The sequence below is a fragment of the Mycobacterium sp. 852002-53434_SCH5985345 genome, assembly GCF_001667155.1.
Lineage (GTDB): Bacteria > Actinomycetota > Actinomycetes > Mycobacteriales > Mycobacteriaceae > Mycobacterium.
This window is the reverse complement of record NZ_LZIE01000097.1, coordinates 136,865-156,463: the sequence shown is the minus strand read 5'-3', so window position 1 is coordinate 156,463 and position 19,599 is coordinate 136,865. Positions and strand designations below refer to the sequence as shown.

The following is a 19,599-nucleotide window of genomic DNA, read 5'->3' as shown; positions in this document are numbered from 1 at the left end:
TCGACCGTCCGTTAGCCTGGCGTCCCATGGGAATTGTCGGTGTGGGGATCGACGTCGTCTCCATCCCTGATTTCGCCGAGCAGGTCGACCAGCCGGGAACCGTCTTCTCCGAGACGTTCACGCCGGGTGAGCGCCGCGACGCGTCGGACAAGAGCTCTTCGGCGGCTAGGCACCTGGCGGCCCGCTGGGCGGCGAAAGAGGCGGTGATCAAGGCCTGGTCGGGATCCCGCTTCGCGCAACGGCCGGTGCTACCCGAGGACATCCACCGCGATATCGAGGTGGTCACCGACATGTGGGGGCGGCCCCGGGTGCGGCTGAGTGGTGACATCGCCAAGCATCTGGCCGACGTGACGATTCACGTGTCGCTGACGCACGAGGGGGACACCGCCGCCGCGGTGGCGATCCTGGAGACGACCTGAGCGTTGCCGAGCGTCACGCCCGCGTGACTGTCGACGTTCAGCGTCACGCCAGCGTGTCCTCCGAAAGCGGGGGTGCCTCCAGCTCGGCGCAAGCCGACTAGCCTCGAGATCATGAGTGATCTTGTTGAGCGCGTCCGCGAGGTGTTGCCGTCGGTGCGTCACGACCTCGAGGACCTGGTGCGCATCGAATCGGTGTGGGCCGACCCCGGCCGGCGCGACGAGGTGCACCGCAGCGCGCGGGCAGTGGCGGATCTGTTGTCGCAGGCTGGTTTTGGCGATGTGAAGATCGTCAGCGAGGGCGGCGCGCCGGCCGTCATCGCGCGCCATCCCGCGCCTCCGGGCGCGCCGACCGTGCTGCTCTACGCCCACCATGACGTGCAGCCCGAAGGCGATGCCGGCCAGTGGGCGTCGCCACCGTTCGAGCCCACCGAACGCGGAGGACGGCTGTACGGGCGCGGCAGTGCCGACGACAAGGCCGGCATCGCAACGCATTTGGCGGCGTTCAAGGCGCACGGCGGCCGACCGCCGGTCGGTGTGACCGTCTTCGTCGAGGGTGAGGAGGAGTCCGGCTCGCCGTCGCTGGGCCGGTTGCTGGCCGCCCACCGCGATGCGCTGGCCGCCGACGTGATCGTCATCGCCGACTCGGACAACTGGAGCACCGACGTTCCGGCGCTGACAGTTTCGCTGCGGGGCCTGGTCGACTGCGTGGTCGAGGTCGCCACGCTCGACCACGGGCTGCACTCCGGCCTCTGGGGCGGGGTGGTGCCCGACGCGTTGAGCGTGCTGGTGCGATTGCTGGCGAGCCTGCACGACGACGACGGCAACGTGGCCGTCGCCGGCCTTCACGAAAGTACTGCTGCCGCTGTGGATTACCCGCCCGAGCGGGTCCGCGCCGACTCCGGGCTGCTGGACGGTGTGTCCGAGATCGGCACGGGTTCGGCGCCGCAGCGGCTATGGGCCAAGCCCGCGATCACCGTGATCGGTATCGACACCACGCCCATCGAAAAGGCGTCGAACACGCTGATCCCGCGGGCCCGCGCCAAAATCAGCATGCGTGTGGCGCCGGGCGGTGACGCCGAAGCGCACCTGGACGCGTTGACGTCGCATCTGCACAAGCATGTTCCCTGGGGCGCTCGGGTCACCGTCACCCGCGGCGACATCGGCGAGCCCTACGCGATCGACGCCAGCGGCCCGGTGTATGACGCCGCGCGGGCGGCGTTCCGGCAGGCGTGGGGGACCGAGCCCATCGATATGGGCATGGGCGGCTCGATCCCGTTCATCGCCGAGTTCGCTGAAGCGTTCCCGCAGGCCAAAATTCTGGTCACCGGCGTGGAGGACCCCGGCACCCAGGCGCACAGCATCAACGAAAGCCTGCACCTGGGCGTGCTGGAACGCGCCGCCGTCGCCGAGGCGCTGCTACTGGCCAACCTGGGCTGACCGCAGCGGAAGTTTCACGGCCAGGGGAAGCCGGGCGCGGTGGGGGTACTTGGGCCGGATCAGCTTCTGCGAAGGGATACACCGGGCCTGACGGGCCGTTGTCAACGGTAACGGCGAACCGGTGGCACACGCTCAGTCAAATCCTGGCGGTATTGGCACCGTGTATCCCCATTTCTGGCTGGGGCAGTAATGCCAGTACGACGGGCCTGCCCCGGCGGGTGCGGACCACGTGAGATGGTTGCGTGAATCGGTCCGCCGCCCTGCACGCGAGATCAACACCTTCTTGCGCAACTCAGCTCTGTGCTATTTGAAGCTGCGCCAGGGGACACAATCAAGACGCTGACGCGTTCGGTCGCTAATTGCCGGCACGCGGCTGAGAAACTTGTTTTGAATTTGGAGCTGAGACGACTCGGCGCCATCATGGCGTAGGCAGCGAACTAGGCTTCGCTAAGCCTTGGCTGGTTTCGAGGTAGGGCACGCTCAAATCATTCACGGCGACAAAGTATTTGCTTCTCCATAGCTCGGCGTCGACAGGGTCGTCGATAAACACGGCCTGATCGCCGAACGTTTCGTGCGCCTCGAGTGCTACTGAGAGCTTTGCGAGCATGCTGGGTAGGCCTTTCGAGTACCAAAGCCTTCTCAGGGCGACTAGATCACTGAGGTTTTTGAGGTTATAAGTGAGGCTGACTACTTCATCATAGTTGTCGGCATGCTGGGCTTTGACAGCGGCGAGCGTTTGCTCTAATTGGACGAGTGACCGTTGTTGATCAAGCAACTCGCGTACGAGTGTCCAGACGACAACGGCCGGATCCATACGGAAGGGTCCTTGAGTCTCCATGTCAGGCATGCTCATCGCGTCGTTCCCCTTTTCGCGCGGTTTTCGCTTCATCGCACCACATGGCGCACGACGTCATTCGAAGGCGATGACGCCGCGGATGTTCTTGCCCGCCCGAAGGTCTTTCATGGCCTCATTGATGTCATCGAGCTTGTATTTCTGCGTGACCAGCTCGTCGAGCTTGATCAGGCCCGCCTCGTACATCGACAGTAGTTTCGGCATGGCTTCCCGCGGGTTCATCTCGCCGTAAAGCACACCCTTGAACGTCTTACATGAGCTGATCATGTCAGAAAGGACCATCGGCACCATTAGGTCGGTGATCTTCGGCATCGCGGTCAGCACGCATGTTCCGCCCTTGCGTAACAACATCATTCCCATCATCACCATGTCCGCGGGCACCACCCCCGGCGTGAGAACGACCCGGTCGGCCATCACGCCCCAGGTGATCTCTTTCACCAGTTCCAGCGCGGCGCCGGTGTCGACAGCAGTGTGGGTGGCGCCGAACGTCGGCGCAATCTCGCGTTTGAACTCGTTAGGGTCGACGGCGACGATGTGCTTAGCGCCGGCGACTTTCGCGCCTTGCACGGCGTTCATGCCGATTCCGCCGACACCCACTACGACGACCGTGTCACCCGGTTGGGTGCCCGCCGCGACTGAGCCTGACCCGAATCCGGTTGTCACACCGCAGGAGACCAGGGATGCGGCCTCGAGCGGAATCCAATCATGCACTTTCACCAGCGAGCGTTCGGATGCCACCACGTACTCCGAGAAGGTGCCGACCTGCATCATCGCCATGAGGTCCTCGCTCCCCAGATGGCGACGTCGAGTGCCATCGGTGGTCATCGCCTTGTCGTAGATATCGGCGCCCACGTCACACAGGTACGTGTAGCCGGTCGCGCACCATCGGCAGCTGCCGCAGGCGGGGAAAAACGAGATGGCCACGTGGTCACCGGGTTGCAAGGTGTTCACCCCGGGGCCGACCGCTTCCACAACACCGGAACCCTCGTGTCCGCCGAGCATGGGAAACCACTCGGGCACCGGGAGCCCCGACGCCCGCATCATCTCTTCCATCTCCTTGGTGGGCACGCTGTCGCCGGTGTAGAAGTGCTCGTCGGAGTGACAGATGCCGGCGTACGCCATCTTGACCAGGACCTCGCCGGCATGTGGCGGATCGAGTTCGACCTCGGTGACTTCCCAGTCCATACCTACACCGCGCAACACGGCCGCTTTTGATTTCATCGCGGTTCCTTCAGATGTCCCATTGTCGGAGTTCGGCCACCGCGCCGGACGGCCGAGGCGCCAAGGTTAAATAGGGGATGAAACTGCTGTTACCGCAACGGAGTACGGAATGGACGACGTCGACAAGGTGTGGGGCCTCGACAAGGCCGCCCTGCATGTAGCCATGGTCCATCCAGTAGCGGATGGCAGCCTCCAGAGCCTGGGGGTCCCAGGCCTTGTTGAACTCGGTCTGTGAGTCACCCTCACCGCCGAAGCAGTCTCCGACCGCAAGTCGGGTGAAGCCGATGTTGGGATGTTCGATGCGCCATGCCTCGACGAGCTTGTCGAGGGCGGCTTTGGACACCGCATACGCGCCAAGCAGCGGCCACGGCGCGGAATAGGAGGCGCTCAGGGACGATAGGTACACCGCGGATCCGGCCGAGGCGGCCAGGTGCGGCGCAGCGGCAGCGGTGATGAGGGACGCACCGGTCACGTTGGTAGCGAACAGCTTCCCCCACTGCTCGGCGTTGACATCGGTGAGCGGTGCGAGCACGCCGACACCCGTGGTGTACACGAGCGCGTCCAAGCCGCCGAAAGTATCGACGACTTCGGTGATCGCCCGCCCGCACGCCGCACCATCGGTGACATCGACCGCGACCGCAACCGCGCCGTTGCCCGCCTCTTTGGCAGCGTTCTCCAGGCGGTCACGACGCCGGGCGAGGAATGCGACCCGGGTGCCCTTGTCGGCCAGGCCCATACCGATGCACCGGCCCAGGCCCGCAGACGCTCCAACCACGGCAACTCGCAGCGGTGGTGTCTCAGGCATCGGCTCTCCTAGCAGAAGTCGAGAGGAACATTATCAGTTCGGTAGAGGAATCATATTCAGTTATCGAGAACAATCATTTCCGCATGTAGCGCAAGCGTTCCGCCTTCCGGGCAGAAACTATCGTCGCAGTACTTTTCGAGGCTCGAGGGCGAAGCTGAGCAGGAGCCGGTCCAGAACCTTGGCCGCCCTAACCCGGGCCTTGGCTGGGCGGTCGGCGTGCGCTAGGAGGAGGGCCGCCTCCTCGACTGCCGCTACGAGTAGATGCGTCAGCTCTCCGACCGGGTGGTCGTCGATAATGCCCTCGGCGATCGCTTCGTCCACCAACTCGTTGATCAGGGCAATGCTGTTGCTCTCCTGGATGGAGCGCAGCGTCTGCCAACCCAGCACCACCGGTCCGTCGATGAGCATGACGCGCTGCACTTCGGGTTCGAGAGCGGATTCGAGGAATCCGCGCATCCCGACGGACAACTTTTCCCATGCGTCGGCGCCTTGCGGCGGTGAGGCGAGCGATCGCAGCGTCAGGTCGCGTTCGACCTCTTCGAAGACCGCGCGAAAGAGTTCGGCCTTGTCCTTGAAGTGGTGGTAAAAGGCACCGCGAGTGCCTACACCGGACCTCGTCACCAGGTCCGAAATACTTGTCTCGAAATATCCCTTCTCGACAAACAGCGCGCGACCGGCGTCGACTAACTCGCGCCGAGTCCGATCCCCCCGCGCCCGGCGCTCCCCGTCGGCGCCACCGCGCTTGGCCATTCCAGCATCGTAGCAACATTCATCTTGTATGTTGAACCGCTCAGCGCACGATGCCGATCACCGGCATCAGCCCGAGGTCGCTGTGGGACTTGAACCCCGGCGGTGCGTCACAGATGGCGGGAATGGTGTTCACCGGCTCCATCGCCGTCCACGCGTAGCCGACGTAGCCGGGTTTGGCAGTGTCACGAGCGTTCTGGTCACCGCGCAGAACTAATTCGGTGCCCGGGTCGCCCTCGATCACGATCCTGTAGTGGTAGTAGGGCTCCCAATCGGGTTTAGGTTCGATGGCGTCGTGTTCGATGAACGAGTACAGCTCGTGCAGCGTGATGAACGGCCTGCCGTCCACCCATGCCGTCCAGAGGTGATGCTGGGCGGCGACGGTTCCTTTCTCGATCACGCCCTTTAGACCGGGCATGTCCATATCCGCGGTGCCCTCGTACGGGATGTCGCGGGTTGCGATGCCCAGCTTGACGTCCGTAGTGAACTTCTCCACCGTTTTGCCCAGTCCTTCCACCACCATGGTCAGCGACTGTGCGAACAGCGACCAGGCGTCGGCGAAGAGATTGCCCTTGGCGAACTCGTCCGGCGTCTTCCCAAATCCCATCTCGTCCAGATACTTCAAAGTGTCTTTGTTGAAGTTGACCGCCTCGTAGATGTGGATGTGATCGGTCTTGCCGACGATCCGGGCCAAGGTGAGCACGAGCAGGTCCGCGGCGTAGCCGGGATGGATTCCGCCGCCGTGGAACGACGTCGCACCCTCGGCGCATGCGGCCTCGATCTTGTCGATGTCAGCCGCGTTGGCCTCGGTTCGGTGCCACCACGCGCCACCCGAGGCGACGACGCTCTTGCCGCCGCGCAGCAGTCGGCATATCTCGTCGAGGTCTGACCACAGCGGCGCGTAGAACACGCAGTCCGCGTCTAACGCCTCGAGCGCGTCCTTGTCGGTGGTGGCCAAAACGCCGATGGCTGGAACCCCGACGAGCTCGCCGGCGTCTTTGCCCACCTTCTCCGGGCGATTGCACAGCACCCCGACAACGTCGAAGACGGGGTTGTGCGCCATGTGGCGCAGCGCGAGCGTCCCGACATTGCCCATGCCCCACTGGATGACGCGGTACTTCCTGCCGGTGGCCGGTTCGACGGACATGGCGGCGACGTTACCAATACCCGGCAATCCGTATATGCGATTTCGTAAACGCCCATTTCCGTCGGCGGCCGGACAACCTTCGTATTGTATGTTGCCCTAATGGCAGACGTAGAGGCTCGCGCGTACGGATCGGTTGCGCCGTTGAAAGTGGGGTTGCTCAACGATTATCCGACCCAAGCCAGCACGGAGAACGACACTGTCGACACACTGCGGTTGGTCTTCGACGAGGCGGTCGCCGCGGGTCTGCTCGACCGGCCCGTAGAGCTGGTGGAACGTCATGTGATCGGTCTCCCCAACGGCACGTACCACGCCGTGGAGACCGCCTACGACGAGCTGGTCGCCGAGGGGTGTCTCGCGATCTACGGTCCGTATGTCTCCGACAACGCGGTGCCATTGGCGGCGCACGCCGAACGAGTGGCCAAGGTTCCCAACATCATCTTGTCGGGCTCCGAGGGAGCGCTCGGCGAGTGGACGTTTGCGCTCAACAACGGATCGATGCCCGAAGAGCCGGTGATGCTGGCCGCCGTGATGCTCGGGGACGGGCGATCGCGGATAGCCATCGCCTACGAAGCATCCCTGATCGGCAAGGAGTACCTGGCGTTCGCCGAAAAGGCTTATTCTGCTGCCGGATTGAAGGTCGTGACCACGGTCGCGATACCGCAGGTGGAAGCCGACAAATCCAAGGTCGTCAACGAGCTGCGGGGTGCCGAGCCAGACGCCCTGGTGCATGTCGGGTTCGGCCACGGGCTGTGGGGCTTCACCGACGCGCTGCGGGCGGTGGGATGGGATCCACCGCGGTACACCACCACCGCATTCGAGATGGCTCACATCAACGCCGAGTGGATGCGGCAGCTGTCGGGCTGGGTCGGGCTGGATAGCTACGACGAGCGCAATCTCGTTGGGCAGGCATTCCTGGATCGCTTCGAGGCCCGGTTTGGCCGCAGGCCGGCACATTCGATGCCCGGCCTGACGCACGACGTGGCGACGGTGATCGCGCGTGGGCTCGCTGCCGCGCGCCCGTTGACCGGGGGCGGTGCCAAAGAGGGCATCGAGCAGGTCAAGCTCGTCCCGTCGGCCAGTGGGGCGCCGGGGACTTTTCTGCGATTCGGCCGCTGCATCCGGCAAGGCTGGATGGGCACGGACTATTTGATCGCCCGCCGGGTGCTGCCGGACGGTTCGGCGCACGTGTTCCACGCTGCGCCAAGTGACCACATCTCACGCGCGGTCGGTCTGACTCTTACTGGTCCCCGCTAGCTGGATCGCACCGAACACCGGGGCGGTTACGACGCCCGCTGGGGCAGCCAGCACGTCGGGAATCGCGCGCACCGCCCCCATCGCGATCATGAGATGCCCCGGCTCGGCGTGCGTTCCGGTGGGCGGCTCGTCGTCCCATCCGACATCCAGCTGCAACTCAAAACTTGGCTTTCCCTTGATGACGGCCCGGATCAGCGGCGCCTTTTCGCCGGGAGTGAGGGGCTTTAGGCCCCACTGCGGGAGGTCGCGGGTGAGGACCCACTCCTCGTGGATGGCGAGCAGCGGCCGGTCAGACCAGTGACCGACCCACGAGAACCTTTGTCCGACAACAGTGCCCGCTTCGATAGTGCCGGCGCGGACCTCGAGGTCGTGGGGTAGTGTCGTGGCGTCGACCGACACGTCGACATGTGACAGCGTAATCCCAAGGACGTCGGCGGTCGCGTTGAGCGCCTGGCGATAGGCCAGGTCGAGCTTTTTGATGATCGGGGAATTGACGCTTACATCTTCGGGCGGTCTGCCCATACCCATGAGATCAACGAGCATCGGTTTGCTGTCGACCGCCGATACGTCGGTGGCCTCGAAGAGATCGATCCGGTCGATGGTCTTGGACAGCGCCGTCATCGTGGCGACCAGGCGTTCGAACATGAAGCCCGGATTCTCGCCCGCCGCATGGAAGCGGGACCCGCCCGCGCGACAGGCTGCGACAAAGGCGCGCTCGGTCTCCGCCCCGTAGGTGGGCAGGTGGTTGTACGAGGTGGTCGTGATGACATTGGTTCCCGAGGCGAGCAGCCGACAGATATCTTCGGCGTTGGTTTCGACGGCATGCGCCTTGCTGGCGGCGTGGATGACCACGTCGGCGCCCAGCGCGAAGATCTCCTCCTTATCCGAGGTGGCGAGGACTCCGGTGGTGGGTGGCAGCCCACACAAGGTTCCGGCGTCCTGCCCGGCCTTGGCGGGGTCGTACACCAGCACACCGGCCAACTGGTAATCAGGATTCTCAATCAGTTCCTGCAGCGCGGCACGGCCAACCGCGCCCGTAGCCCATTGCACGACTCGAGTTGCCAATCGAACGCTCCTGGTTGCTGTTTCGGTCCGTACGGTAACTGGCCCACTCAACCTACATCATGTAGGTTTTCAACCAGCAAGGTGTATGTTGTGCGAGCCGATGCACGAGTGAGGAGTCGTCACATGGCCGAGCCGGCGACTGTCGAGGAGCTTGAACAGAGCATTCGGGACGCACAGGACAGATTCAACGAAGGCATGGGTGCCGACGGCGACGCATCGCCATACCCGATGCTCAAGAAGCTGCGTGCACAGAGCCCGGTGCACGCCGGCTGGCCGGAGATGGGGATGGTCGGCAATTCGGGTGACGGCCCGCCGACCTTCACCGCCTACACGTTCGACACCGTCAAGGCCATCTTCACCGACAACATCACCTTCAGTACGCGCTGCTACGAAGATGTCGTCCGGCCACTCCAGGGGCCGACCATCCTGGAGATGCAGGAACCCGAACACGCGGTCTACCGCAAACTGCATGAGTTCGCCTTCGCCCGCTCTTCGATGAAGCGCTGGGACGCCGAACTCGTCGGTCCCTTGGTGGAGAGAACCATCGCGAAATTCAAGGACGCCAAGCGTGCCGACCTCGTCGATGCGGTGTTCATGCCGATCCCGGTGCGGGTGATCGCAGCACTGCTGGGACTTCCGGATGCCGATGTGCTGCAGTTCCACCGACTCGCCATCGACCTGCTGGGCTTCCGCGGGGACATGGAAGCCGCTTTGCGCGCATCGGCCGAGATGAAGGAGTACTTCGTCGGGATACTTGCCGACAAGCGAAAAGCCCCGAAGGACGACATGGTTTCGATCCTGGCCGGTGCCGAAGTCAATGGCGTGAAGATGTCCGACGAACAGATCTACGGTTTCATGCGCAACCTGCTGCCGGCCGGCGCGGAGACGACCTCGCGTTCGACGGCCAGTCTGGCCCTGGCGCTATTGACGCATCCCGACCAACTCGACGCCGTCCGCGACGATCGCAGCTTGCTGCATCAGGCCATCGAGGAAGGGATCCGCTGGGAAACCCCGCTGCTCAACTTCATGCGCGAGGTCACCTGCAATACCGAGATCGGCGGAGTGCAGCTTCCCAAGGGCGCAACCATGATGCTCAGTTTGGGAAGCGCGAATCACGACGAGACACGTTGGGAAGAACCAGAAAAGTTCGACATCTTTCGGGAGCGTAAGCCGCACATCGGCTTTGCTCACGGCGCACATGTGTGCCTTGGTATGCACTTGGCCCGGCTTGAGACCACCAAGATTTTCAACGCGCTCTTCGACGAACTCCCCGACCTGCGGCTTGATCCCGACGCACCCCCGCCGTACATCACCGGCACGATGTTCCGTTCCCCGCCCCGCCTCGACGTCGTGTGGGATTGAAAGGGGTATGCGATGCCACGGGTGATCCAGTGGGCCACTGGCGTTACCGGGATGATTTCGCTTCGTCACGTCATCGAGCGAGCGGATCTGGAACTGGTCGGGGTGCGCGTCTATGACCCCGCGAAGGCGGGAGTGGACGCCGGCACGCTGTGTGGTTGCCGCGAGGTCGGACTTCACACCACCGCCGATCGCGACGAGATCATCAACACCGACGCCGACGTGGTGCTCTACATGGGCAAGGTCGAGACGGACACGCCGGGCTGTTTTGCCGACGTCTGCGAGTTGCTCGCGTCGGGCAAGAACGTCGTGGCCACCGGGAGCCGTTTCATCCATCCCCGTTCGCTGCATGCCTCGTTGGCAGATGACATCGAGAACGCCTGTCGCACTGGACAATCCTCGTTCCTTGGGGTCGGCCTATACCCGGGATTCTTCGGCGAATCACTTGCGCCCGTCCTGTCGCGACTCACCGCGCGTACCAGGCGGATCAGCGTGCGTGAAGTCCTGAATTACTCGACCTACGCCAGCCATGATCTGATTTTCAATGCCATGGGTTTCGGACATACGACCGACGATACGACGCCGCTGCTGACCAACACCGATTACGCGGCGAGCGCCTGGATCGGCAGTGCCACCGTGCTCGCACAGTCGCTGGGGCTCAAGATCAGGTCCGTGCAGGGTTTCCGCGAGGTCCAGACCACGCCGCGGGCGTTGACCGTGGCCGCCGGCGAGATCCCTGCGGGCACGGTTGCCGCCATGCGCTTCGGCGTCGAGATCGATTGCGGTGCAACCACCGTGGCTGTCGAGCACCTCACCCGGATGGCCGATGACCTCGCGCCGGACTGGCCGACGGAGATCGGATACGAGCTGAGCTTTGATGGCGAGCCGAACCTGAAGTGCCACCTCGTGATCGGCTCGCACGATCAGGATCACGCCAAACAAGGCTGCTTGGCCACCGCCATGCATGCGATCAACGCGATACCGACGGTGATGGCGGCCGATCCGGGCCTCTACGACGTTTCCACGATCACCCCATTTGTCGCGCACTGGACCAACCGCTAGAGCGCCCCCGGACTTCGATTGCCGAAACCGGTGTAGCTGCGGACCAGCGGGAGATCGGCCATCGTCGCGAACCCTGCCGGCGCGGCGCACACGGCCGGAATGGCGTTGACGACCTGCATGGCGACGGTGATCAATCCAGCCCTGACGTGCTCCTCGATCGAAGCATCGCGCGAAAAGCTGGCCAAGGGAAAGAAGTGCGTCCGCATGGACGGATCGCCCTCGATGGTCAGCGTCCACCCGTCAAGGGGTTTGGGCCACTGTTTGGGGTACTCGCCGCCGACCGTCCACAGCGTCTCGAACTCGACCAGCGTCTCCCCGTTGCGATGGCCGTCGAAGTTCCACCGCTGTCCGGCGGTAGTACCGGCTTTGACAACGTGGTCGAAGATCTGCAAGTCCTTTGTCGCGGGGACGGCTTCAAGCGTGACTGAGACATCGTCGATGTCGCCGTTCAAGACGTCCGAGATGAACCACGTCTGCTCGACGAACAGTCTCGTCAGGAAGCTTAGGTACTCGTTGGCCGTCGGCGTGACCTCCTCGATTGGCCGACCGAACCACATCCCGTCGAAGGTGATCTCGGTGCTCTCCCACAGCGTCCAGTCGGCGCGCTCCTGCAGCGTGATCCGATCGATGGTGCGGCTCATCCCGGACAGCGCGAGCGGCAGCACCCCGGACAGGTTGCCGGGGTTCAGGCCGCTGCCGTGGATGGTGCTGCCTCCCTTGTCGCACGCGGCCTGCAGGCGCGCGCGGTCGGCTTCCGGGATCCGTCGCGGGTGGAACAGGAACGCCGGCGTTGCCACGTTCTTTCCGCTCGCCAAGAGAGCGCACACGTCGTCAACATCGGTGAACGACGGCGCGTACAACACCAAGTCGGCGTCGAGCGCGAGGATCTGCGCGACGTCGGTGGTTGCGGTGACGCCGATCGGCTCTCTGCCGACCAGCGTTCCGATGTCCACGCCGTTCTTCTCGTCGGAATACACCCGCGCGCCCACCAATTGGAGGTCTGGCCGGTGATCGATGATGGCCCTGACCATCTCGCTGCCCACGGCGCCGGTGGCCCACTGGATGACTCGTAGTGGACGGGTGCTGGTGGTCAAGTATCGACTCCCTCACGTCGCATCGCGGATCTCCAATGTATCGGCAGTGCTGTGTTCTTAAGGCAAAAACTCGTTCCGGCAGCCGATAACGCCTATTCTCATCCTGTGACATACAGGGTGAAGGTTGACCCGTACTACGACCCGTTCGACTTCGAGATCGATGACGACCCGTATCCCGTGTGGAAACAGCTGCGTGACGTCGCACCGCTCTACCACAACGACAAGTACGGCTTTTACGCGTTGAGCAGACACGCAGATGTCGCGCGCGAGCTGGTGAATTGGAATGACTACCGGTCCGGTAAAGGCACGACCATCGAAATCATCCTCAGCGGGGTCGAGGTGCCACCCGGGATCATCCTGTTCGAGGACCCGCCGATTCACGATTTGCACCGGCGATTGCTGTCAGGGGTGTTCACGCCGCGGCGGATGGCGGCAATCGAACCGCTGGCCAGGGAGTTTTGCCGGCGCGCGCTGGAGCCCCTCGCGGACGCCGACACATTCGACTTCATCGCCGACCTCGGCGCCTGGATGCCGATGCGCACGATCGGATTCCTGCTGGGCATACCTGAGGACAGGCAGGTCGCGATCCGGCGGCACACCGACCGGCTCCTCGAATTGAAAGACGGCGGGCTCGCCCAGGTGGCCGATGACATGCTGACGCGTCAGGGGTCGATGCTGCAGGAGTTCATCGACTGGCGCTACGACCACCCCTCCGATGATCTGATGACCGAACTGGTCAACGCCGAGGTCGAGGAACCGGACGGTAGCCGCAGGCGGTTGACACGTGCAGAGGTGCTGACCTACACGGGCACCGTCGTGGGCGCCGGCAACGAGACCACGACGAGGTTGATCGGCTTCGCCGGGCAGCTGTTGTCAGATCACCCCGACCGGCGCCGGGAGCTCGCAGCGGATTTCAGCCTCATTGCCGGGGCGGTCGAGGAAGTGCTGCGCTACGAGGCCCCGTCACCCGTGCAGGCGCGCCATGTCGCCCGTGACGTCGAACATTATGGGCAGACGGTTCCCGAAGGGTCGGTGATGTTACTACTCAACGGATCCGCGAACCGCGATGAACGCCAGTTCGCCGACGCCGATCGATTCGACATCCACCGGCGGGCGGCACATCTGTCCTTCGGGCACGGCATCCACTTCTGCCTGGGTGCTGCGCTGGCGCGCGTTCAGGCACGCATCGCGCTTGAGGAAGTGCTCACCAGGTGGCCCGACTGGGAAGTCGACTACGACAACGCCAAGCGTGCGCACACCACCAGCGTTCGCGGCTGGGCGAACCTGCCGGTGCGGGTCTGACATGACGAACACTGTTGACAGCAGCCCCGACTCTCGCGCCACCGACGTGGCCAGGCCTCGGTTCTCGCGATGGCCGGCACGAGCTGGCTGGGGGCTGTTCATCGTCGCCTACCTGGTCTTTGCGGTCATCACCATCGCGACGATCCAAACCGGTCTGCACGGTGACCCGACCAGGACGAATCCGCATCCGGATCCTGCGCCCTATCCGCCGTTCCTCGGCTTCGACAACTGGCCACTCGCCGTGTCCATCAGCTCGATTCCGATGGCGGTCGGCTTGATCGCCACTCTGGTAGGGCTCTCCTATAGACAACGCAAGGTGCACTGGGCGGTCGTGATCGCCTTCGCCGGGTTGATCACTGGTGCGCTCGATCCGCTCGCCAACTGGGCAACCTTCGCGATCTTCGATCCGCGCATGTTGCATTTCCCGCTGACCTGGCCGTATGTCAACATTTCGCCGGATCTTGAACCGGCGTTGGCGTTCCTGGGCGGTTACGCCGCCTACTATCTGCTCACCGGACTCGCGATCTTGAAACTGCACAACCGCTTCGTCGCACCGTTGATCCCGCGCACGAGTTGGCTTGCGCACCATCGGCTTGTCGCGGTTTTCCTCGGTGCGGCCACCGTGGCAATTCCGATCAACGGCCTGGTGCAGTTCACCTGGATGAGGTGCGGCATCTTTTTCTACACGGAAGCGGTCGGCCCCGTGCTGCGCGTCGGGCATGTCCATTTCCCGCTGATCATGGCGGTGTACGACTCGTTCATCTTCGCGATGGTCGCGGTGATGTGCGTTCGCGACGAGGATGACGAACTGGTGCTGATCAGTCGCATCGCGCGATGGTTGCCGCCACGCCGAGGACGTCCGAAGCTGACGTTGACCCGACAGTTGCTGATCTCGGTGACCGCGGGTCTCGTCACTTTCGCGGTGCCGCTGGCTGTGCTCGCCGGCCTGCGGGCGGCGGGCGTGTCCGAGCCCGCCTACGACCAGAACCCTTATCCGACTGTGAAGGTCTATGACCCGTACGGCCATCTGCAGAACGCGGGCAAGCCGGGGCCGTTCTACAGGTGATTCGCGCCAGGCCCAGCGCCGAACTGAAAGGGGCAGTGAAACATTGGCAACTGATGCTAAGCGCCACTACCGCGTGGCCCACATCGGTACGGGATTGACCGGCCGCGAGGCGTTGCGGGCAATCATCGACGATCCCGTGCTGGAACTGGTCGGCGTCAAGGTGTCGACACCGGAGAAGGTCGGGGTGGATGCGGGCCAACTCTGCGGGGCGGCGGATGTCGGTGTAGCGGCAACCGGCGACACATCAAAGGTCTTGGCGCTGGCCCCGGACTGTGTCGCGTACTGCGCGACGGCGGTCCGGCGCGAACAGGAAGTCATCGCAGACATCGTCACCTACCTCGAGGCGGGCATCAACGTGGTGACCTTCTCGACCATCCCGTTGGTCTATCCGGCCGCGGCGCCCACCGAATGGCGCGAGGCTCTGGAAAGCGCGGCGCGGAAAGGGAATTCAACCTTCTACGCGACCGGCAGTGAGCCGGGTTTCATCAGCCTGAACATCCCCACCGCTCTACTCGCTGGGGCAGGTCGGGTCGACTCGTATCGGATGGACGAGTACGCGCTCGATCTGGACAAGGCGTATCCGATCTGGGACGTCCTGCACGAGTCGATGGGCTTCGGGAAGCCCGACGGTCACGTGCCGGTTCGCATCGCCTCGGGAAAAGTGAACAAGGACTGGGAAACCGTCGTGCGCTACATCGCTGACATCCTCGGATTCGCGCTCGACCGGATCGAACTGGATTGGGAGAGGCTGCTTGCGCCGACGGATCTCGACACCGCGCTGGGTGTCATTCCCGAGGGGACGATTTGTGCCCACCGCTGGCAACTGGCCGGCGTGGTCGGCACGCGACCGGTTGTCGCCGTGCAATATTTCGCGACAGTCAGCAGCACGCCGTGGCCGGATCGCTGGCCGAAGCCCGCACGTGAGGGCGAGGGCGGAATGGTCTTTCGCCTGCACGGCAGTCCGAGTATGAGCGTGGAGTTGCATTTCGAGCAGTCGGCAACCGACCGGGTGAACCCAGGCGTCGCGGTCACGGCGATGGCCGCTGTCAACGCGATTCCGGACGTCGTCGACGCCGCGCCCGGTGTGATCGCTCAACCGCTGTCGGGACCTTCGATCGTGAGCCGGCAGTCGCGCACCTAGGTTCCGGTCACGCCGACGTCGACGGGAATGGCGGCAGCCGTGACGTACCGCGATTCGTCGGATGCCAGCCATGCCACTGCGCCGGCAACGTCTTCCGGCATCGTGACCGCGTTGGGAAGTAGCTGTTTGGAAAAGCCGTTGTGCAGAGCGGGGTTCGAGCTCGCGGCGTCCGCCATCGCCTCCAGCATTCGACCCGTGCCCATCGGGGTGGCGACCGATCCCGGATGAAGACTGTTTACCCGGATATTGTGCTTACCGAGTTCGGCTGCGAACGCGCGCGCGAGTCCGACGATTGCGTGCTTGCTGGCGGTATAGGCGATCATGAATGGCTCCATCGTCAACCCCGCAGCGGAGCCGATGAGAATGATCGACCCGCCCCGGCCGCCGTTGATGATGTGCCCTGCACCCGCCATGACGGTGTTCCACGTCCCGACCAGGTTCACGTCAACGACGTCTTGGAAGTCGCGGGCCGTGACCTGATCCCATGGTGCGGGCACGCAGATGCCCGCATTGGCGACGATGACGTCGAGTCGTCCGAGCTCTGCGACAGCCTCCGTAACTGCCGTGCACATACCATCGTGGTCGCGTGTGTCAACGATTGCGGTGACGGCCCGTCGGCCGTTGGCTTTGACCAAATCCGCGGTCGCAGCCAGGTCCGCTGGCGTTGCGGAATCGTATGGGACGCACGTCGGGAGCGGGCCCGCGAGGTCGGTCAGGATCACATCGGCGCCATCGGCGCTGAGCCGCTGCGCGTGGGCACGCCCCTGGCCGCGCGCCGCGCCCGTGATGAGGGCGACCCGGTCGGTCAACTCGGCCACACGCGTACGCTACACCAGACGAGAATAAACATTAACGTTTATCGAGAATCGATGTTGCGATCAGTGGTAGCGTCCGGCCCATGGGTGTGCTCGACGGTCAGACCGCATTCATCCTCGGCGCATCGGGGGGGATAGCCCAAGCGAGTGCAAAGCTATTGGCCCTCGATGGGGCCGCGCTGTATCTGCTGGGCAGGTCCCAGTCCCGGCTCGAAGCCGTCCAAGAGGGCATTCTCGCTGTCGCGCCCAATGCTGAAATCGTGCTACAAGAAGGCGATCCGGAGGACGAGAACACTGTCAGACAGGCTGCGCAGTCGGCCTACGACGTGAAGAAGCGGCTGAACATCGTGATCGGCACCGTGGCCAGCGGGGGTACGGGCCCACTGGTCGAACAGGATCTCGCGACCTTCACCGACTTCGTTATGGGTAACCTCCGATCGAACTTCCTCGCGATGCGCTATTCGGTACCGCTGATGATGGACGGCGGCTCGATCGTGTTCATCTCGTCGACGTCGTCCAAGATCCCGATGGAGGGGCTCGGGCACTATTCGGCGGGCAAGGCCGCGCTTGAGATGCTCATCCGAGTCGCCGCATCGGAATTCGGGTCGCGCGGTATTCGCGTCAATGCGGTGCGGCCGGGGCTGACCGAAGCTGCTACCACGCAGGGCTATATCCATCTCGAGGAGCTGACGCGCAGCTTCCTCGAACGTGTCCCGTTGGGACGGCTCGGGGTTTCGGATGACATCGCCCCGGGGGTGCGCTACTTGGCCGGACCCGAATCCAGCTGGATGACCGGGCAGAGCTTCGCCATCGACGGCGGCAACGAGGTCCGCGGAGCACCGCGCGGACCCATGTTCACCGTCTAGCCGACGTCGATGGCGTTGCGCGGCGCGGTGATCGGCAGATCCAGCGAAGTCGCGATTCCCGGGGCGGCATCGACGACGTAGGGAATGGCGTTGACGACGCGCATGGCGGTCGCCTCCATTGCGTTGTCGTTGGCCGACTCCGGCGTGTCCTCGGTGCCGAGCCTTAGGTCGCACTGCATATGAGGTTGGCCGTCGATGATGAGGCGGTATGTGCCGTTGGGTGCTGTCGCCCACTCCGGCGCCAGGTCGGGAGCCATGCGGTTGATGTGTTCGATGGTTATCACCGGCCGACCGTTGACCACGCCGGTGGTTTCAGCGCGGACGGCGCCTACCGTCCCGGCGGGAATGATCCCGCACGCTACGTGGAGATCACGCGGGGTGATCACGCGTTCGTAGGACTCGGTGACCTCGTCGAGCTCGACCCCGAGCGCCTTGGCGACCAAGCCGATGGGTGGCCCCCAGGCGAACTGCTGGGCACCCTCGAGTTCAAGCAGCGGAGTGAAGTCGAGCGGCTTGCCGAATCCCATGGCGGTGACCATCAGGTCCTGATTCGGATAAGCCGAGTAGTCGAAGATCTCCTGCGCGCGAATAGACCGGATTGTGTTCGACAACGTTGTCAGTAACACCGCGAACTGGTCACCGGCGAAGCCCGGCTCGATACCCGAGGTGTAGATGGTCACCCCGCCCGATAAGGCCGCCTCGCGCACCTGGCTGGCGAGCTCGGGAATCCATCTGTCGGGAAACATCATTCCGGGCGTGTTGGTCGTGACGACGTTGAGCCCGCCGCCGAGCAGGCGCACGTAGTCGCGCACCGCGGCCGCATCCATCTCGGCGCTGGCTGCACCGTATACGACGCAATCGGGTCTTAACGCGATGATGTCGTCGAGATTGTTGGTGGTGGTAATGCCAATCTTGCCTGATGCGACGATCTCGCCGACGTCGCGACCGGTCTTTTCCGCGCTGTGCACCCACACCCCGACCAGCTCGAGGTGCCGGCGCCGCACGATAGCGCGTATCGCCAGGCTGCTGATCCAACCGGTGGAGATGACGGCAACGCGTAAAGGCTTGGTGGTCATGGCCATTGCTCCTACTCGCATTCGATCACAGATCGGGAATGGGCAGTTCCGAGTTCGGACCCTGCAGGCCCCCGTCGACGACGAACACCGAGTTGGTGGCGTAACAGTCGCGTGTCGACAGATACAGCGTCAGTCGGCCGAGGTCGGCGACATCGCCGATGCGGTGCAGGGGAGTGAGCTGCTTCAACTTCTCCTCGGACCCCGGGAGCAGGTCGAAACTCGATTGCAGCCCTGTCGTCATGAACGCACCCAGGGCGATGGCGTTAACCCGGATCTTGGGCGCGAGTTCCTGTGCCATCGCTCTGGTGAGTGCCTCGAGGCCGCCTTTGGCTACGCAGTAGGGCAATAGTCCGCGAATGCCGAACCGCCCTGCCCCCGAGGAGATGTTGACGATGGAACCCCGGCCCAGTGCAAGCATGTGCGGGACGACGAGTTGGCTCATGATGAACGCCGACGTGACGCAGTAGTCGAAGGTGTTGCGAAGGTCGTCATCGCCAAGGCTGAGGAACGGGCCGTAGGTCGCGAAGCCGACATTGTTCACCAGGATGTCGATTCGGCCGAACTCGTCGATAGCGGTTTGCACCGCGCGCTCGCTGTCCGCGCGGACCAGTGCGTCCGCCGTCACCGCGAGTCCGTTGCCGCCCGCGGCCTTGATGTCCTTGATCGTCGACTCGATTTCGGACGACGTACGTGCCGTCCCGACCACCGTCGCGCCCGCCTCGGCGAGCACTTTGGCAATCCCTTCACCGACGCCACGCCCGGCGCCGGTCACGATCGCCACCTGCCCGTCTAATTCGAACTGTTCCAGCGCCACATTGGGAACCTACCCGAGCGAGAATTATAATTCCCGAAAAATGAGAATTTGGCTTT

General features: G+C 63.9%; 19 protein-coding genes. 9 read left to right on the top strand and 10 right to left on the bottom strand.

Features of this window, described 5'->3' with window-relative positions; all coding sequences use genetic code 11:
• Positions 1 to 26 precede the first annotated feature (26 nt).
• Positions 27 to 419, top strand: a complete 393-nt coding sequence (locus A5756_RS24935; RefSeq protein ID WP_065444533.1) for a holo-ACP synthase — start codon at positions 27 to 29, stop codon at positions 417 to 419.
• Between the two features lie 111 nt (positions 420 to 530).
• Positions 531 to 1,856, top strand: coding sequence for a dipeptidase (locus A5756_RS24930; protein ID WP_066958607.1), 1,326 nt, complete (start codon positions 531 to 533; stop codon positions 1,854 to 1,856).
• A 418-nt stretch (positions 1,857 to 2,274) separates the two neighbouring features.
• Here A5756_RS24930 and A5756_RS24925 read toward each other — a convergent pair whose 3' ends face one another.
• From A5756_RS24925 to A5756_RS24905, 5 genes are all read right to left on the bottom strand, one after another.
• Positions 2,275 to 2,745 carry a hypothetical protein gene (locus A5756_RS24925; RefSeq protein ID WP_066958605.1) on the bottom strand — a complete coding sequence of 157 codons (471 nt, stop codon included), beginning with the start codon at positions 2,743 to 2,745 and terminating at the stop codon, positions 2,275 to 2,277.
• A gap of 21 nt (positions 2,746 to 2,766) precedes the next feature.
• Positions 2,767 to 3,930, bottom strand: a complete 1,164-nt coding sequence (locus tag A5756_RS24920) for an NDMA-dependent alcohol dehydrogenase (RefSeq protein ID WP_066958604.1) — start codon at positions 3,928 to 3,930, stop codon at positions 2,767 to 2,769.
• Positions 3,931 to 3,940: 10 nt separating this feature from the next.
• A complete protein-coding gene (locus A5756_RS24915) occupies positions 3,941 to 4,735 on the bottom strand; it encodes an SDR family oxidoreductase (protein WP_066958602.1) in 795 nt (264 codons plus the stop codon).
• Positions 4,736 to 4,852: 117 nt separating this feature from the next.
• Positions 4,853 to 5,485, bottom strand: coding sequence for a TetR/AcrR family transcriptional regulator (locus A5756_RS24910; RefSeq protein ID WP_066958600.1), 633 nt, complete (start codon positions 5,483 to 5,485; stop codon positions 4,853 to 4,855).
• A 40-nt stretch (positions 5,486 to 5,525) separates the two neighbouring features.
• Positions 5,526 to 6,629, bottom strand: a complete 1,104-nt coding sequence (locus A5756_RS24905; RefSeq protein ID WP_066958598.1) for a dihydrodipicolinate reductase — start codon at positions 6,627 to 6,629, stop codon at positions 5,526 to 5,528.
• A gap of 99 nt (positions 6,630 to 6,728) precedes the next feature.
• On the opposite strand from A5756_RS24905, the gene A5756_RS24900 reads away from it, so the two are divergent.
• Positions 6,729 to 7,883 carry an ABC transporter substrate-binding protein gene (locus A5756_RS24900; RefSeq protein WP_066958596.1) on the top strand — a complete coding sequence of 385 codons (1,155 nt, stop codon included), beginning with the start codon at positions 6,729 to 6,731 and terminating at the stop codon, positions 7,881 to 7,883.
• Here A5756_RS24900 and A5756_RS24895 read toward each other — a convergent pair.
• Positions 7,845 to 8,933 carry a dihydrodipicolinate synthase gene (locus A5756_RS24895; RefSeq protein WP_066958594.1) on the bottom strand — a complete coding sequence of 363 codons (1,089 nt, stop codon included), beginning with the start codon at positions 8,931 to 8,933 and terminating at the stop codon, positions 7,845 to 7,847. The two genes, A5756_RS24900 and A5756_RS24895, sit on opposite strands and share 39 nt — an antisense overlap.
• A 138-nt stretch (positions 8,934 to 9,071) precedes the next feature.
• On the opposite strand from A5756_RS24895, the gene A5756_RS24890 reads away from it, so the two are divergent.
• The gene (locus tag A5756_RS24890) at positions 9,072 to 10,310 is read left to right on the top strand and encodes a cytochrome P450 (protein ID WP_066958591.1); all 1,239 of its coding nucleotides are present in this window, start codon (positions 9,072 to 9,074) and stop codon (positions 10,308 to 10,310) included.
• A gap of 12 nt (positions 10,311 to 10,322) precedes the next feature.
• Entirely contained in the window at positions 10,323 to 11,369 is a 1,047-nt protein-coding gene (locus A5756_RS24885; RefSeq protein ID WP_066958589.1) for a dihydrodipicolinate reductase, read from the top strand.
• On the opposite strand, the gene A5756_RS24880 is transcribed toward A5756_RS24885, so the two are convergent.
• Positions 11,366 to 12,400 (bottom strand): dihydrodipicolinate reductase, encoded by a 1,035-nt coding sequence (locus A5756_RS24880; protein WP_066958710.1) that lies wholly within the window; start codon positions 12,398 to 12,400, stop codon positions 11,366 to 11,368. The two genes, A5756_RS24885 and A5756_RS24880, sit on opposite strands and share 4 nt — an antisense overlap.
• A gap of 168 nt (positions 12,401 to 12,568) precedes the next feature.
• On the opposite strand from A5756_RS24880, the gene A5756_RS24875 reads away from it, so the two are divergent.
• From A5756_RS24875 to A5756_RS24865, 3 genes are read left to right on the top strand one after another with little or no spacing between them, the layout of a single operon-like run.
• Entirely contained in the window at positions 12,569 to 13,765 is a 1,197-nt protein-coding gene (locus A5756_RS24875) for a cytochrome P450 (protein WP_066958587.1), read from the top strand.
• A 1-nt stretch (position 13,766) separates the two neighbouring features.
• On the top strand, positions 13,767 to 14,831 hold the full coding sequence (locus A5756_RS24870) for a spirocyclase AveC family protein (protein WP_066958585.1): 1,065 nt from the start codon (positions 13,767 to 13,769) through the stop codon (positions 14,829 to 14,831).
• Positions 14,832 to 14,874: 43 nt separating this feature from the next.
• Positions 14,875 to 15,972: a dihydrodipicolinate reductase gene (locus tag A5756_RS24865; RefSeq protein WP_197505826.1), complete on the top strand. Its 1,098-nt coding sequence runs from the start codon at positions 14,875 to 14,877 to the stop codon at positions 15,970 to 15,972.
• On the opposite strand, the gene A5756_RS24860 is transcribed toward A5756_RS24865, so the two are convergent.
• Positions 15,969 to 16,790 (bottom strand): mycofactocin-coupled SDR family oxidoreductase, encoded by an 822-nt coding sequence (locus A5756_RS24860; protein WP_066958582.1) that lies wholly within the window; start codon positions 16,788 to 16,790, stop codon positions 15,969 to 15,971. The genes A5756_RS24865 and A5756_RS24860 overlap by 4 nt on opposite strands.
• 80 nt (positions 16,791 to 16,870) lie before the next feature.
• On the opposite strand from A5756_RS24860, the gene A5756_RS24855 reads away from it, so the two are divergent.
• The gene (locus A5756_RS24855; RefSeq protein ID WP_066958580.1) at positions 16,871 to 17,653 is read left to right on the top strand and encodes an SDR family NAD(P)-dependent oxidoreductase; all 783 of its coding nucleotides are present in this window, start codon (positions 16,871 to 16,873) and stop codon (positions 17,651 to 17,653) included.
• Here A5756_RS24855 and A5756_RS24850 read toward each other — a convergent pair.
• Positions 17,650 to 18,684 (bottom strand): dihydrodipicolinate reductase, encoded by a 1,035-nt coding sequence (locus A5756_RS24850; protein WP_082959025.1) that lies wholly within the window; start codon positions 18,682 to 18,684, stop codon positions 17,650 to 17,652. The two genes, A5756_RS24855 and A5756_RS24850, sit on opposite strands and share 4 nt — an antisense overlap.
• Positions 18,685 to 18,754: 70 nt before the next feature.
• Positions 18,755 to 19,543, bottom strand: coding sequence for an SDR family NAD(P)-dependent oxidoreductase (locus A5756_RS24845; RefSeq protein WP_066958578.1), 789 nt, complete (start codon positions 19,541 to 19,543; stop codon positions 18,755 to 18,757).
• Positions 19,544 to 19,599: the final 56 nt, after the last annotated feature.

Bases quoted from the DNA above. Each gene is read 5' to 3' on its own strand.
- A5756_RS24935 (WP_065444533.1), top strand. From the start codon at position 27: ATGGGAATTGTCGGTGTGGGGATCGACGTCGTCTCCATCCCTGATTTC.
- A5756_RS24930 (WP_066958607.1), top strand. From the start codon at position 531: ATGAGTGATCTTGTTGAGCGCGTCCGCGAGGTGTTGCCGTCGGTGCGT.
- A5756_RS24925 (WP_066958605.1), bottom strand. From the start codon at position 2,745: ATGAAGCGAAAACCGCGCGAAAAGGGGAACGACGCGATGAGCATGCCT.
- A5756_RS24920 (WP_066958604.1), bottom strand. From the start codon at position 3,930: ATGAAATCAAAAGCGGCCGTGTTGCGCGGTGTAGGTATGGACTGGGAA.
- A5756_RS24915 (WP_066958602.1), bottom strand. From the start codon at position 4,735: ATGCCTGAGACACCACCGCTGCGAGTTGCCGTGGTTGGAGCGTCTGCG.
- A5756_RS24910 (WP_066958600.1), bottom strand. From the start codon at position 5,485: ATGGCCAAGCGCGGTGGCGCCGACGGGGAGCGCCGGGCGCGGGGGGAT.
- A5756_RS24905 (WP_066958598.1), bottom strand. From the start codon at position 6,629: ATGTCCGTCGAACCGGCCACCGGCAGGAAGTACCGCGTCATCCAGTGG.
- A5756_RS24900 (WP_066958596.1), top strand. From the start codon at position 6,729: ATGGCAGACGTAGAGGCTCGCGCGTACGGATCGGTTGCGCCGTTGAAA.
- A5756_RS24890 (WP_066958591.1), top strand. From the start codon at position 9,072: ATGGCCGAGCCGGCGACTGTCGAGGAGCTTGAACAGAGCATTCGGGAC.
- A5756_RS24885 (WP_066958589.1), top strand. From the start codon at position 10,323: ATGCCACGGGTGATCCAGTGGGCCACTGGCGTTACCGGGATGATTTCG.
- A5756_RS24880 (WP_066958710.1), bottom strand. From the start codon at position 12,400: ATGGTCAGGGCCATCATCGATCACCGGCCAGACCTCCAATTGGTGGGC.
- A5756_RS24870 (WP_066958585.1), top strand. From the start codon at position 13,767: ATGACGAACACTGTTGACAGCAGCCCCGACTCTCGCGCCACCGACGTG.
- A5756_RS24855 (WP_066958580.1), top strand. From the start codon at position 16,871: ATGGGTGTGCTCGACGGTCAGACCGCATTCATCCTCGGCGCATCGGGG.